Genomic DNA, 14,886 nt, shown 5'->3' on the forward strand with positions numbered 1-14,886 from the left:
CTCAGTTGCCCCCCTGCTTGGGTTCCTGGGCCTTTTGCATTTCCATCAGCGCGCGGCGGTAATCCACCGGCATGACCTTGACGAACTTGGGCATGTGATATTCCCAATTCAGCAGGATGTCGTGAGCCCGCTTGGACCCGGTGTAATGCACATGGTTCTTCAGCATGGCCAGGATGCGATCGGCATCGCCGCGGGTCATGTCGCCCATGACATCGACCAGCCCATGGGCTTCCAGGTCGTTGCTCATGCCTTCATGCTTTTCCATGGCGTCTTCCTCGGCCTGCACCGGTTCCAACTCGACCATGGCCAGATTGCAGCGCTTGGCGAAATCGCCGGCCTCGTCCAGCACATAGGCGACACCGCCCGACATGCCGGCGGCGAAGTTGCGCCCCGTGGGGCCGATGACCAGGACGCAGCCACCGGTCATGTATTCGCAACCATGGTCGCCCACGCCCTCGACCACGGCGATGGCGCCCGAGTTACGGACGGCGAAGCGTTCGCCGCCGATGCCACGGAAATAGCACTCACCCTCGATGGCGCCGTACAGCACGGTGTTGCCGACGATGATGTTGTCCTCGGCGACGATCTTCGACACCTTGGGCGGGTAGATGATGATCTTGCCGCCCGACAGGCCCTTGCCGACGTAATCGTTGCCTTCACCTTCCAGTTCCAAAGTCATGCCCTTGGCCGAGAAGGCGCCGAAGGACTGGCCGGAAGTCCCGGTCAGCTTGACGTGGATGGTATCCTCGGCCAGACCGGCATGGCCCCACTTCTTGGCCACTTCGCCGCCCAGCATGGCGCCGGCGGTGCGGTCGTAATTGTGGATTTCCGCCTCGATGCGCACCGGCTGCTTGGTGTCGATGGCATTGCGTGCCTTGGCGATCAGCGTGCGGTCCAGCACATTGTCGATTTCATGGTCCTGGGTCTCGCAATTATAGACCGGCTCGCCCTTGCTATCGACCTTGTGGAACAGTCGGCTGAAATCCAGACCGTCGGCCTTCCAATGGTTGATGGCCTTGTTGGTATCCAACAGGTCGGAGCGACCGACCATGTCCTGAATGGTGCGGAAACCCAGCTTGGCCATCCACTCGCGCACTTCCTCGGCGATGAAGAAGAAGTAGTTGATGACGTGCTCTGGCTGGCCCTTGAAACGCTTCCTGAGATCGGGATCCTGGGTGGCCACGCCCACCGGGCAGGTGTTCAGATGGCACTTGCGCATCATGATGCAGCCGGCGGCGATCAGGGGCGCGGTAGCGAAGCCAAATTCATCGGCCCCCAACAACGCACCGATGACCACGTCGCGACCGGTCCTGAGCGCACCGTCGACCTGGACGGCGACGCGTTTGCGCAAGCCGTTCAGCACCAGGGTCTGATGGGTTTCGGCCAGACCGATTTCCCAGGGCGATCCCGCATGCTTGATGGAGGTCAGCGGCGAGGCGCCGGTACCGCCGTCGAAGCCGGAAATGGTCACATGATCGGCCTTGGCCTTGGTGACGCCGGCGGCGACGGTGCCCACACCCACTTCCGACACCAACTTGACCGAGATGCGGGCGGCGGGGTTGACGTTCTTCATGTCGAAGATCAGCTGGGCCAGATCCTCGATGGAATAGATGTCGTGGTGCGGCGGCGGGCTGATCAGGCCGACACCGGGGGTGGAGTGACGCACCTTGGCGATGCTTTCGTCCACCTTGTGGCCGGGCAACTGGCCGCCTTCACCGGGCTTGGCGCCCTGGGCCATCTTGATCTGGATGTCGTCGGCGTTGACCAGATATTCGGTGGTGACGCCGAAACGGCCCGACGCCACCTGCTTGATGGCCGAGCGCATGGAATCGCCATTGGCCATGGGCACGAAGCGTTCGGCCAACTCGCCGCCTTCACCGGTATTGGACTTGCCGCCGATACGGTTCATGGCGATAGCCAGGGTGGTATGCGCCTCCCACGAGATCGAGCCGAACGACATGGCGCCGGTAACGAAGCGCTTGACGATTTCGCTGGCCGGCTCGACCTCGTCCAGCGGAATGCCGTTGCCCGCCGGCTTGATGTCGAACAGACCGCGCAGGGTCAACAGGCGCTGGCTTTGTTCGTCGATCTGACGCGAGAAATCCTTGAAGGTCTCGTAGGAATTGGTACGCACGGCGTGTTGCATGGCCTGGATCGATTCCGAGGTCCAGGCGTGATCCTCACCGCGCGTGCGCCAAGCATATTCGCCGCCCACGTCCAACGCGTTCTTGTAGATGGGGGCATCGGAATAGGCCAGCTGATGCCGGCGCACGGTTTCCTCGGCCACTTCCTTCAGGCCGACGCCGCCGATACGGCTGGCGGTACCGGCGAAATAGGCATCGACGAAGCCTTGGGCCAGACCGACAGCATCGAAAATCTGGGCGCCGCAATAGGATTGATAGGTGGAGATGCCCATCTTGGCCATCACCTTCAAGATGGCCTTGTCGATGCCCTTGATGAAGCGCTTTTGCACTTCATAGGCTTCCAGCTTTTCCGGCAGGGTCGGACGCATGCTTTCCAGCGTCTCGAAGGCCAGATAGGGGTTGATGGCCTCGGCACCGTAACCGGCCAGACAGCACATATGATGGATTTCGCGGGCTTCGCCGGTTTCCATCACCAGACCGACCTGGGTGCGCAGACCCTCGCGGATCAGGTGATGATGCACGGCGGAGATGGCCAGCAGCGACGGCATGGGCACGCGGTCGGCGCCGACCTTGCGGTCGGACAGGATCAGGATGTTATAGCCGTCGGCCACCTTGCTTTGCGCCAGGGCGCACAGATCGTTGATGGCTTGTTCCATGCCCGCCGCACCGGTCGCCGCCGCCCAGGTGATGTCGAGCGTCAACGACTTGAAGCCGGAATTGGGCACGTTCTCGATACGGCGGATCTTTTCCAGATCCTCGTTGGTCAGGATCGGCTGCTTGACCTCCAGCCGCTTGCCTTCGGCGCCATGTTCCATGGCCAGCAGATTGGGGCGCGGGCCGATCAGGTTGACCAAGCTCATCACCGATTCCTCGCGGATGGAATCGATGGGCGGATTGGTCACCTGAGCGAACAGCTGCTTGAAATAATTGAACAGATTCTTTGGCTTGTCCGACAGCACGGCGATGGGGGTGTCGGTGCCCATGGAGCCGATGGCTTCCTGCCCCGTGACCGCCATGGGCTGCATCAGGAACTTCAGATCTTCCTGGGTATAGCCGAACACCTGCTGACGCTTGAGCAGGGTGGCGCCGTCGAAGCCCTTGGGCTCGACCGCGATCTTCAAATCTTCCAGCACCACCTGGGCTTCGTCCAGCCATTGCTGGTAGGGCTTGGCCCCGGCCAGTTCGTCCTTGATCTCGGTATCGTCGATCAGGCGGCCCTTTTCCAGGTCGATCAGCAACATCTTGCCCGGCTGCAAGCGCCACTTCTTGACGATCTTGTCCTCGGCAAACTTCAAGACGCCCATTTCGGACGCCATCATGATCTTGTCGTCTTCGGTGATCAGATAGCGGGCCGGACGCAGGCCGTTGCGATCAAGGGTGGCGCCGATCTGGCGGCCATCGGTGAAGCACAGGGCGGCGGGACCATCCCAGGGTTCCATCAGCGCCGCGTGGTACTCATAGAAGGCACGACGCTTGTCATCCATCAGCGGATTGCCGGACCACGCCTCGGGCACCAGCATCATCATAGCATGGTGCATGGGATAACCACCCAAGACCAGCAATTCCAAAGCGTTGTCGAAGCACGCCGTGTCCGACTGGCCTTCGGCGATCAGCGGGAACAGCTTTTCCAAATCGGGGCCGAACACCGGGCTGCTCATGGCCTTGCGCCGGGCGTTCATCCAATTGACGTTGCCGCGCAACGTGTTGATCTCGCCATTATGGCTGATCATGCGGAACGGATGGGCCAGACGCCAGCTGGGGAAGGTGTTGGTGGAAAAGCGCTGGTGCACCAGGGCCAGGGCCGAAACCATGGCCGGATCGGACAGATCCTGGTAATAGGCGCCGACCTGATCGGCCAGCAGCATGCCCTTGTAGACCAGGGTGCGCGACGACAGGCTGGGGATGTAGAAATCGCGCTCGGCCCCCGCCGGAATGGCGTTTTCCGCCTGCTTGCGGATCACGAACAGCTTGCGCTCGAACGCCTGCTGGTCGGCGCAATTGGCGCCCTTGGCGACAAACACCATGCGGACGAAGGGTTCGGTCGGCTTGACCGTCTCACCCAGGCCGGAACCGTCGGTGGGAACGTCGCGCCAACCCAGCAGAATCTGGCCCTCGGCGTTGATCAGCTTGTCGACCAAACCGACGCAGGCGGACCGAAGCGCGGCATCCTGGGGCAAGAACACGGTACCGGCGGCATAAGACCCCTCGCTCGGCAGCACGATGCCCAGCTTGGCGGCTTCGGCGCGCAGGAAGGCATCGGGCATCTGGATCAGAATGCCGGCGCCGTCACCGGCCAACGGATCGGCGCCCACCGCACCGCGATGGGTGAGATTTTTGAGAATCTCCAGACCCTGCTCGATGATCTCGTGCGACTTGCGGTTCTTGATATCGGCGATAAAGCCGACACCGCAGGCGTCGTGTTCATAACGAGGGTCGTAAAGTCCCTGCACCTCAGGCAATCCGCTCATCGTACACTCGGTTCCCTTAGGGCCGCCCCCAGCACCATGACGGTACGGTCGGCACAGCCTAATTTCCAATGTTTTCCCATGGCGCCCGGCAAAGCCGCTGCACCATCCGGCGAAGGGTTTTATCCATCCGTCCGAAGCGAAGCAGACTTCATACGGCATTCCGCCGCGCTCGCCAAGCATCGCTTGCCCTCGTTTTCCACAACTTGGCGAATCAGTGCATTTTGCCGGCCTCCCCCCGCCCTGTCGGAGGGGTGAGGCCTACCCAACGGAAGGATGTCCAGCCCTTTTGGAACGCTTCCACGCATACCTCTCAGTCCTGCGATTTTCTTTGACTCACCCGATGAATGTGTTTTCCTGCTTGTGTCCGGTGCGGGGTAGTTGATCGAAAAGGGTGTCCGCACCGAAAGAGAAGCTATTTTAGACACTTAGCACTTAAACCATTAGGCCCGCATGACCGACGATTTCGAGCTGTTCGACGACGCCCCCGCGCCATCCGCCGTTGGTTCCGCCGCCGCCGGGGGCGATCTTTTCTTCGACGACGACGAACCTGGCGCCTCCGACGCCCCCGTCGGCATGAGCATGACCGAGCGCGTCACTCAGTATCTCGACCTGTTCCAGGTGGATGACGCGGCCCAGCGCCTGATCGCCGACAATTGCGGCAAGGTGGTCGCCTCGGTCGAAACCATGGTCAACCGGGCTTCCGACTGGGTGCAGCGCACGCCGCCTTTCGGCGAGAAGATGAACAGTGAAGCCGGCGCCACCTTGAAAAGCGCTCTGGTCGAGCATTGGTCGCGGCTGTACCGGGCCGAGTTCACCGCCGATTACATCGCCACCGCCCAGCAATTGGGCTTCATGCTGGCCTATCTGGATCTGGGGGCGTCCTGGTATCAGGCCATGGCCGCCAATGCCGCATCGCAAGCCCTGGCCATGCTGCGCGATCAGCGCCATTTCGACACCCTGGCCGGGGTATTGACCCGAGCCAGCCAGTTGGACGTATCCCTGGTCACCCACGATTATTTCGAGGCGGCCAAGCAGACCCGTTCGCGCATCGTCACCGATCTGGCCCAGGGCTTTGAAAAGTCCATCAAGGGCGTGGTCGACGAGGTGGGCGCCATGGCGGCGACCTTGAAATCCAATTCGTCGCAGATGCTGCACCGGCTGTCGCACATGGATTACGAGACGGTCAACATGGCCGCCGCCGCCGAGGAAGCGGCCTTTTCGGTGCAGAACATCTCGGCCAATTCAACAGAACTGGCCGGATCGATCCAGCATATCCTGGGCAACGTCGTGCGCACGGCGGATGCGGCGGAGCAGGCGGCGATTGCCGCCAACGCCACATCGGAAGCCATGCAGGTGCTGTTGGGGGTGGCGTCACGCATCGGGCGCATCGGCGAAACCATCGACAACATCGCCCGCCAAACCCGCATGCTGGCGCTGAACGCCACCATTGAAGCGGCACGCGCCGGTCAGGCCGGTCGCGGCTTCGCCGTGGTCGCCCAGGAAATCAAGAAACTGTCGGAACAGACCAGCACCGCCACCCACGACATCGCCGCCAGCGTCGCCGAAGCGGTCGATGCCACCAACGCCGCCGCCGACACCATTCACAACACGGTTTCGGCGGTATCCGGCATCAATCAGGTGGCGGCGGAAGTGCGCGTCGCGGTGGAAGCCCAGACCCAGGCCACCGCCACCATCGCCGACCATGTGGGCGAGGCTGCGTCGGGAGCCAAGGCGGTGACCACATCGGTCAACAGCGCTATCGAAGCCTTGGGCGTTTCCGCCTCGGCCGCCGGGGAATTGAACGAAAGCGCCGATGCCCTGGCCATCAAGGCCGATCACATGCGCAGCGAGGTGGATTCCTACCTCGACCGCCTGCGCGCCCTGGGCTGAGCCCGTTCCCGGCAAGCGCCCCTCGATCGCTTACGCCTTGAGATCGCGGGCCACCGTGGTCATTTCGTCGGCGGTCTTGAACACCGTGGCGTTGGTGGTATAGGCCTTTTGCGTCACGATCATCTTGGTGAATTCCTGGCCGATATCCACGTTGGACGCTTCCAACGACGACGGCGAGAACCGGGGTGCGCCCACCGCATTTTCCACCGACGACACCGTGATGTCGCCAGCCTCGCGCGAGCGGCGGAACAGATTGCCGGAAATGGGCTCCAGATTGTTTTCCGCCACGAACTGGGCGATGGGCAGCTTGAACAGCGCCCGCGTCTTGCCGTTGGTGAACTGGCCGTACATCTCGCCCCGCTCGTTGAAGCCCGAGCTGATCAGCGTGCCCGAGCCGTAACCGTCGGTGGCGATGTTGTCGATGTGCAGATCACCATCATACTGGGTCATCCCATCCATATCCAAGGCGACCGTCGCCGTCCCCACCTCGGTGCCCGAAGTCCACGACAGCGCCAGACTGGCCGGCGAACCGGTGACCATCTTGCCGTCTTCATTGAAGGTCACGTCGATGGGCGTCGGATTGGCCCCGGTGGTGGCGTTGGAGCCGGGCAGCACATGCATGTACCAGGTGTTGATGCCCGAACGCTCGAACCCCAGCGTCACCGTGTGGGAATTGAAATTGCTGTCGAAAACCTCGAGGTAGATTTTCTGCATGGGAATCGACGGCTTGGACGAACTGAGATTGACGGTGGTGGCGCTGTCGGCGGTAGCCGCGCCATAGGCGGCGTCGTCCCAGTTGATGGTCACCGGCTCGGCGGCAAAAGTGGCCGGCGCGGTGATGTTGCCATTGGAATCCATGGTGACGGTCATGGCGGCGCTGGACACCGCGCCCACCGCCGCCGGTACCGACGGCGTCACCGTCCAGGTGGTGGCGTCCACCCGCGACCAGTTCAAGGTCAGCGTCTGCGAGGCGCCCAGGGGATCGGTGAAGGTGGAGGTGGAATTGAAATTGCGGGCACTCAGCGTCGCATCGCGGGGGATGTTGGCAAAGACGCTGGCTTCGGTGGTTTCCCGCCCTTCCATGGTGGTTTCCGGCAGGGTATAGACCGGCGTCAACCCCCCAGCCTCGTCGATGGTTCCGGTATCGTCGGCCATCCAGCCCAGCACATAATTGCCGCCGGCGGTGGTGAAATATTTTTCCTGATTGGGGCCGGCAACGAAATGGAACGAACCGTCGCGGGTGTAAAGCACGCTGGCCGGATCGTCGACGCTGGCCGAGGTCGGCGCATTGGACGATACCGTGGTGCCGGTGGTGGTGGTCGACGGCGGCGCCACCAGCAGGAAACCGCGACCGTTGATGGCCAGATCGGTGTTCCAGTTGGAGCCGGTGATGGTGCCTTGCTGTTCGATGTGATAGCGGTCGGCGGTCTTGACACCAAAGATATTCAGCTTGCCTGAATGGGTGCTGGGGCCGGCCTTGGATTCCGACATCACCGTCTTGAACAGCGTTTCCTTACGCTTGTAGCCGGTGGTGTTGACATTGGAAATGTTTTGGCTGATGGACCCCATGTCCCAGCTTGTCGCCATCATCGCCGTACTGGCGTTGTTCATTGCGCCCCAAATCATTTCCAGCCTCCTTGCCGGATAAAAATATTCCGCCTGATTTGGCTGCATGGTTCGTGCCAGTTGGTTAAGTCCAGGAATTCCGCCATTTTCGTCTTTCGCACCGCGGCAAAACCTGCCCCCTAAGACAGAAATGACCCGGTCTGACCCGGCAAAGCTTGCCCAGCCGAAAAAAGCGGCGCCCCCTGCCCGCCGATTGGGCGACACGATCCAAACGGCACGCATTTCCGCGCCTTTGGCCAAGGCATGATTATTGCGACCCGGCTTGACAGGAACAGGGGGGGGAACGATGCCGGGTTGGGGCCGCAGACGTTATTTCGCCGGGGCTTTCCTGCTGACCGTGGCAGGATGGCTGGCGGCGATCGCGGTGATCCAGGCCTGGGACGACCGGGCCAGCGGGCGCGGCATCATCAAGGTGGGCATCTTGCATTCGCGTACCGGCACCATGGCGGTGTCGGAACGCACCGTCATCGACGCCACCCTTTATGCCATTGATGAAGTGAACAAAGCGGGCGGCGTGCTGGGCCGCCAGATCAAGCCCATCGTCGTCGACGGCAAGTCGGACTGGGCGGTGTTCGCCGCCCAGGCAGAAAAGCTGATCACCGTCGACAAGGTCTCGGCGGTGTTCGGCTGCTGGACCTCGGCCTGCCGCAAGACCATCAAACCCATCTTCGAGAAACACGATTCGGTGCTGTTTTATCCGGTGCAATACGAGGGGCTGGAGACCTCGCCCAACATCGTCTATACCGGCGCCGCCCCCAACCAGCAGATCATCCCGGCGATCAAATGGTCCCTGGACAATCTGGGCCGGCGCTTCTTCCTGGTCGGTTCCGATTACGTCTTTCCGCGCACCGCCAACAAGATCATCCAGGCCCAGGTCACCGCGCTCAGGGGCGAGGTGGTGGGCGAAGCCTATGCCCCCCTGGGCAGTCAGGATTTCACCGGTATCATCGAGGCGATCAAGCAAGCCCGGCCCGACGTCGTCTTCAACACCATCAACGGCGATTCCAACCTGGGTTTTCACAAGGCGCTGCGCGGGGCCGGCATCACCCCGGACAGCATCCCGGTGATGTCGTTCTCGGTGGCCGAGGCCGAGGTCAAGGCCATCGGCCCGGCGGTGATGGCCGGCGATTATGCCGCCCGTAATTACTTCCAGACGGTGGACACGCCGGAAAACCATGCCTTCGTCGCCGGGTTCAAGGCCCGCTACGGCACGGATTACGTCACCACCGCCCCGATGGAGGCGGCCTATTTCGGCGTCAAATTGTGGGCGCGCGCGGTCAGCGAGGCGGGATCGGCGGATTTCCGCGATTTCCGCGCCACCATCAAGGGGCAAAGCATGGCCTCGCCCGGCGGCACCGTCACCATCGACCCGGCGACCCAGCACACCTGGAAAACCGTGCGCATCGGTCGTATCCGCGCCGATGGCGATTTTGAAATCCTGTGGGATTCGCAACGCCCGGTGCGTCCGGTGCCCTATCCGTCGTTCCTGGCCCGCAGCCAATGGACCGACTTCCTTGACGGTTTGTACCGGGGCTGGGGCAACAACTGGGCGGCACCGCCATGACCCCCATCCCCCGCCCCCGTCTTGCCGTTGAGATCGCCGGCGGCTACCTGCTGTTGGGATTGCTGCCGCTGGTGGTCATCGTCTGGATGTATTTCCATGCCTCCGAACGGGTGCTGATCGAGGAAATCAGCCGCTCGCTGTCGACCATCGCCGACCAGAAGACGGCGCGGATCGAGGCCTTCGCCCGCGACCGCATGCAGATGGCACAGACATTGTCCTATACGCCCACCGTGCGCGACGCCCTGTTCGCTTTGCCGCGCGGCGCCGATGACGGCGCTTTTCGTCCGCTTTTGGCCCGCTACGGCGAAAGCGCCGGCGCCCGCGACCTGCTGCTGGTATCGGCGGAAGGCGAAATCCTGTTCGCGCTCAACCGCGCCGGTCTGGTCGGCACGGTGCTGACCGGCACGGCACAGCGCGGCAGCCTGCTGGCCAATATCTTCGAGCGTACCCGCACGCTGTTGGAGACCGAGATTTCCGATTTCGCCGGCGGTGCCGATTCCACCTCGTTCGCCGCTGCGCCGGTGTTGAAGGATGGCGGCCTGTTGGGCATCGTGCTGCTGGAAGTGGACCACACCGCGTTGTTCGACATCGTCGCCGACACCGCTGCCCTGGGCCGCACTGGCGAAACCATCGTCGCCGCCCGCGCCGGCCCCGGCATGATGGACATCCAAGGGCCGTTGCGGTTGGCCGCCAATATGGGCTTCCCCCGCCGCATCGCCGCCACCGATCCCATAGGCATCCCGCTTGATCGCGCCTTGCACGGCGAACGCGGCGTCGATTTCGCCACCGATTACCGGGGCGAGACGGTGCTGGCCGCCTGGCGCTATCTGCCCAGCTTCCGCTGGGGCATGGTGGTCAAGATCGACGTGTCGGAAACCCTGGCCAGCGTCGAACGCCTGCGCGCTCTGGGCTGGTGGATCGGCTCCGCCGCCGTCTTGTTCGGGCTGCTGGCCGCCATCTTCATCGCCCGCGCCATCGCCGCCCCCTTGAAGGACCTGCAACAGGCGACGGAAGCGCTATCGCAGGGCACCTTCCAGCCGCCGCTCGCGGTGGACGGCAGCGTCGAGATCGCCGATCTGGCCCATTCCTTCAACCACATGGCGCGCGAGATTCAAAGCTATCATCACGGCCTGGAACGCATGGTCGAGGACCGCACCAAGGAATTGCGCGCGGCCAAGGATACGGCGGAAGCGGCCACCCGGGCCAAGACCGATTTCCTGGCGGTGATGAGCCACGAATTACGCACCCCCATGAACGGCATCATCGGCATGGCCGAATTGCTACGCCGCCGGCTGGAAAACGACGGCGAAGCCCAGCGTTGGGCCGGCACCATCAAGCAATCGGGGGAAACCCTGACGGTGCTGCTCAACGACATCCTGGATATCTCGCGCATCGAAGGCGGCCACCTGACCTTCGAGCGCCGCGCCTTCGCCCCACTGCGGCTGGCCGAGGATCTGGTGGCGCTGATGCGGCTGCCGGCGGCGGATAAGGGCTTAAGCCTGCGCCTCGACGCCGCCCCCGACCTCCCGGACCTGGCGCTGGCCGACCCGGCACGGCTGCGCCAGGTGCTGCTGAACCTGTTGGGTAACGCCATCAAGTTCACCGATCACGGCGACATCGTGCTGTCGCTCGCCATGTCCACCCCCCATTCGCTGCGCTTCAGCGTCGCCGATACCGGCATAGGCGTCGCCGCCGCCGACCGCGACCGCCTGTTCGAGCCGTTCTTCCAGGCCGATTCGTCGGCATCGCGCCGCCATGGCGGCGCCGGGCTGGGGCTGGCCATCTGTAAGCGCCTGCTCGACGGCATGGGCGGGGCCATCAGCTATGAGGCCCGTCCCGGCGGCGGCTCGCTGCTGGTGGTCGATCTGCCTTTTACCGCTGCCACCGACACCCCCGAGGATGACGACGAGTCCATCCCCGCCTTGCCGCCGTTGAGGGTGCTGGTGATCGAGGACGAAGAGGTCAACGCCCAGGTGTTGACCGCCCTGCTGGTCCAGGCCGGCCACACGGTCAGTCTGGCCCGCGACGGCGCCGAAGCCCTGGCCCTGGCCGGCCATGACGATTTCGACGCTGTGTTGGTGGATTTGCGCCTGCCCGGCATGGACGGCTTTCAGGTCACCCGCCGCCTGCATGCGCTGCTGGCGGAACGCGGCGCCCATGTGCCGGTCATCGCCGTCACCGCCAATCTGATGCCCGAGGACCATTCCGCCTGCGCCGCCGCCGGCATGGTGGCGGTGGTGCCCAAACCCATCGACCCACCCCGCCTGCACGCGGCCCTGGCCATCACCCAGGACCCCAGCCGGGCCATGCCCATGGCGACACCGTCCACCGGCATTCTTGATATCCGCTTACTGGAGCAACTGGCCGAGGATTTGGGCGCCGACCATCTGCGGTCGTTGACCCTCAACGCCCTTGATGTCATGGCCGAACGCTTGCGTCTGCTGTCCGAGGAACAGGATTTGGCGCAAATCGCCGATCTGGCCCACAAACTGGCCGGCGCCGCCGGCAGTCACGGCTTGGCGGCGGCACGGTTGCAGGCCAAGGATCTGGAATATAACGCCCGCAACGGCGATGGCCCCGCCTGTCGCGCTGTCTTGGCCCAATTGCAGGCGGACTTCGCCCAAGGCCGTACCGCCTTGTTGCGATGGTTGGAAGACGCCGGCATGGGCGGATAGAACGCCTATCCCCGGCTGACCGCGGGAACGAAGCGATAGCCATGGCCGCGGCAGGTTTCGATCAGACCATCCTCGCCGCCCAGTTTCTTGCGCAGGCGGCTGATCAGGATATCGATGCTGCGCGGCCCCGATTCGGCGTCGTCGGACCCCAGGGCGACCATCAGCGCGTCGCGGCTTTGAATGCGGCCGGCGCGGCTGACCAGAATATGCAGCAGATCGAATTCGGCCGGCGTCAGATCGGCGGCGCGGCCCAAGGTGTCGAGTACGGCCCGCGCCGTCAGGTCCATGCACCAGCCGGCGAAACGCAAGCGGTTGGCTGTGCCCGCCCCGCGCAAACCGGCACGGCGGTCCAGCACGCTTTTCACCCGCGCCAGCAATTCACGCGGATAGACCGGCTTGGCCAGATAATCGTCGGCGCCGGTTTCAATGCCCAACGCCCGGTCGTCGGGGCCGCCGCGTTCGGTCACCATGATCACGGCCACATCGGAATGCGCGCGCAGGTCGCGGGTCAGGCTGATGCCGTCGCCGTCAGGCAGGTTGACGTCCAGCAGCACCAGATCGATCTGGCCGGTGGCCAGCCAAGCGCGCATACCCGCCGCGTCCTCGGCCTGCTCGACCCGATAGCCGGCCTTGGCCGCCGACGCCGCGATCAGGGCGCGGACGGTTTCGTCATCGTCGACCACCAGAATGCTGGATTTGACGCTCATGCCGCCTCTTTTCTCGATCCGGGAAAAATACCAGAAACACAAGACCGTTACAGTCCCCTTCGTCACTCATTTGCACACACGGCCTGCGCCTGCAATAATAATTGCACGGCGCCTAAGTCTTTTGTGAATATGAAGAAACAATCCAGAAATATTGCAAAATAGACTGTGCCGTGATTTTGAGCAGCGCATAACCATATATCATTTGTGGTCAAAAAATTTTGAACCCTTGCCAGCCGCCACGTCCACGGAGATTTATAATTTTGCCCACCACCACCAAAATGCATATATTTTAACCATAGTCGTGGATGTGGTTATTTTTTAAACACTTACTGCCGCCACCGCCGGCACTTTTTCGCAGATGCACAAATAATTTGCATCCCGCCACCACGGTAAAACGTTAAAAATCAATGAGTTAAATCAAAATATCCAAGTTGGCCCGCGCCTTGCCTATTCCCTCGGCACCTGCAATCTCGCACGGGGGATATCAGAATGAAGTTCAACCGGATTCTTGGCGCCGGACTGTTTGCCGCCGCCACCGCCCTGCCCATGCTGGCGCAAGCCGCCGAAGACACCATCAAGGTCGGCGTGCTGCATTCGCTGTCGGGCACCATGGCCATTTCCGAAACCACCTTGAAGGACACCGTCCTGATGATGGTGGACGACATCAACAAGAAGGGCGGCCTGCTCGGCAAGAAGGTTGAAGCGGTGGTGGTCGACCCGGCCTCCAACTGGCCGCTGTTCGCCGAAAAGGCCCAGGAATTGCTGGAAAAGGAAAAGGTCGCCGCCGTGTTCGGCTGCTGGACCTCGGTTTCGCGCAAATCGGTGCTGCCGGTGTTCGAGAAGATGAACGGCCTGCTGTTCTACCCGGTGCAATACGAGGGCGAGGAAAGCTCGCGCAACGTCTTCTACACCGGTGCGGCGCCCAATCAGCAGGCCATCCCCGCCGTCGATTACCTGATGAGCAAGGATGGCGGCGAAGTGAAGCGCTGGGTGCTGGCCGGCACCGATTACGTCTATCCGCGCACCACCAACAAGATTTTGGAAGCCTATCTGAAGTCCAAGGGCGTCAAGGCCGAGGACATCATGATCAACTATACCCCGTTCGGGCATAGCGATTGGCAGACCATCGTCGCCGACATCAAGAAGTTCGGCACCGCCGGTAAGAAGACCGCCGTGGTCTCCACCATCAACGGCGACGCCAACGTGCCGTTCTACAAGGAACTGGCCAATCTGGGCGTCAAGGCCGACCAGATCCCGGTCGTCGCCTTCTCGGTCGGCGAAGAGGAACTGGCCGGTATCGACACCAAGAATCTGGTCGGCCATCTGGCCGCCTGGAACTACTTCCAGTCGGTCAAGAGCCCGGAAAACGACGCCTTCATCAAGCAGTGGCAGACCTTCATCAAGAGCCCCAAGCGCGTCACCAACGACCCGATGGAAGCCACCTATATCGGCTTCAAGATGTGGACCCAGGCCGTGCAACAGGCCGGCAGCACCAACGTCGACGCCGTGCGTCAGGCCATGTACGGCCAGCAGGTCAAGAACCTGACCGGCGGCACCGCCGTGATGAACACCAACCACCACCTGTCCAAGCCGGTGTTCATCGGTGAAATCCAGGCCAACGGCCAGTTGCAGACCGTGTGGAAGACCAAGGACGTCATCAAGGCCGACGCCTGGAGCCCCTATATCCCGGAAAGCGCCAAGCTGACCGCCAACTGGACCTATCCGTGGGTGTGCGGCAACTGCACCGAACCCAAGTTCAAGTAAGCCTGCCCGACCGGCCCCCGACCGGGGGCCGGTCCTTTTCCCGCCGGG

7 protein-coding genes are annotated in these 14,886 nt (G+C 62.7%); 4 read left to right on the plus strand and 3 right to left on the minus strand.

What is annotated here, in order from left to right:
• Window position 1: 1 nt before the first annotated feature.
• Window positions 2-4,612: a glutamate synthase large subunit gene (gene gltB, locus MGMSRV2_RS10005; protein ID WP_024080236.1), complete on the minus strand. Its 4,611-nt coding sequence runs from the start codon at window positions 4,610-4,612 to the stop codon at window positions 2-4.
• Window positions 4,613-5,062: 450 nt separating this feature from the next.
• Here gltB and MGMSRV2_RS10010 point away from each other — a divergent pair, with 450 nt between their 5' ends.
• A complete protein-coding gene (locus tag MGMSRV2_RS10010; protein ID WP_024080237.1) occupies window positions 5,063-6,502 on the plus strand; it encodes a globin-coupled sensor protein in 1,440 nt (479 codons plus the stop codon).
• Window positions 6,503-6,532: 30 nt separating this feature from the next.
• On the opposite strand, the gene MGMSRV2_RS10015 is transcribed toward MGMSRV2_RS10010, so the two are convergent.
• Entirely contained in the window at window positions 6,533-8,128 is a 1,596-nt protein-coding gene (locus tag MGMSRV2_RS10015) for a flagellar hook protein FlgE (protein ID WP_024080238.1), read from the minus strand.
• A gap of 286 nt (window positions 8,129-8,414) precedes the next feature.
• Between MGMSRV2_RS10015 and urtA (MGMSRV2_RS10020) the strand changes: the two genes are divergently transcribed.
• Together urtA (MGMSRV2_RS10020) and MGMSRV2_RS10025 are read left to right on the plus strand one after the other, a co-directional pair.
• The gene (urtA, locus tag MGMSRV2_RS10020) at window positions 8,415-9,692 is read left to right on the plus strand and encodes an urea ABC transporter substrate-binding protein (protein ID WP_024080239.1); all 1,278 of its coding nucleotides are present in this window, start codon (window positions 8,415-8,417) and stop codon (window positions 9,690-9,692) included.
• Complete coding sequence (locus tag MGMSRV2_RS10025; RefSeq protein ID WP_024080240.1) at window positions 9,689-12,367, plus strand: hybrid sensor histidine kinase/response regulator; 2,679 nt, start codon at window positions 9,689-9,691, stop codon at window positions 12,365-12,367. Before urtA (MGMSRV2_RS10020) ends, MGMSRV2_RS10025 begins: the two co-directional genes overlap by 4 nt.
• Before the next feature lie 5 nt (window positions 12,368-12,372).
• On the opposite strand, the gene MGMSRV2_RS10030 is transcribed toward MGMSRV2_RS10025, so the two are convergent.
• On the minus strand, window positions 12,373-13,074 hold the full coding sequence (locus MGMSRV2_RS10030; protein ID WP_024080241.1) for a response regulator transcription factor: 702 nt from the start codon (window positions 13,072-13,074) through the stop codon (window positions 12,373-12,375).
• 489 nt (window positions 13,075-13,563) lie between these two features.
• Between MGMSRV2_RS10030 and urtA (MGMSRV2_RS10035) the strand changes: the two genes are divergently transcribed.
• The gene (gene urtA, locus MGMSRV2_RS10035) at window positions 13,564-14,838 is read left to right on the plus strand and encodes an urea ABC transporter substrate-binding protein (RefSeq protein ID WP_024080242.1); all 1,275 of its coding nucleotides are present in this window, start codon (window positions 13,564-13,566) and stop codon (window positions 14,836-14,838) included.
• Window positions 14,839-14,886: the final 48 nt, after the last annotated feature.

Origin of the sequence: Magnetospirillum gryphiswaldense MSR-1 v2 (genome assembly GCF_000513295.1) — a bacterium.
Lineage (GTDB): Bacteria > Pseudomonadota > Alphaproteobacteria > Rhodospirillales > Magnetospirillaceae > Magnetospirillum > Magnetospirillum gryphiswaldense.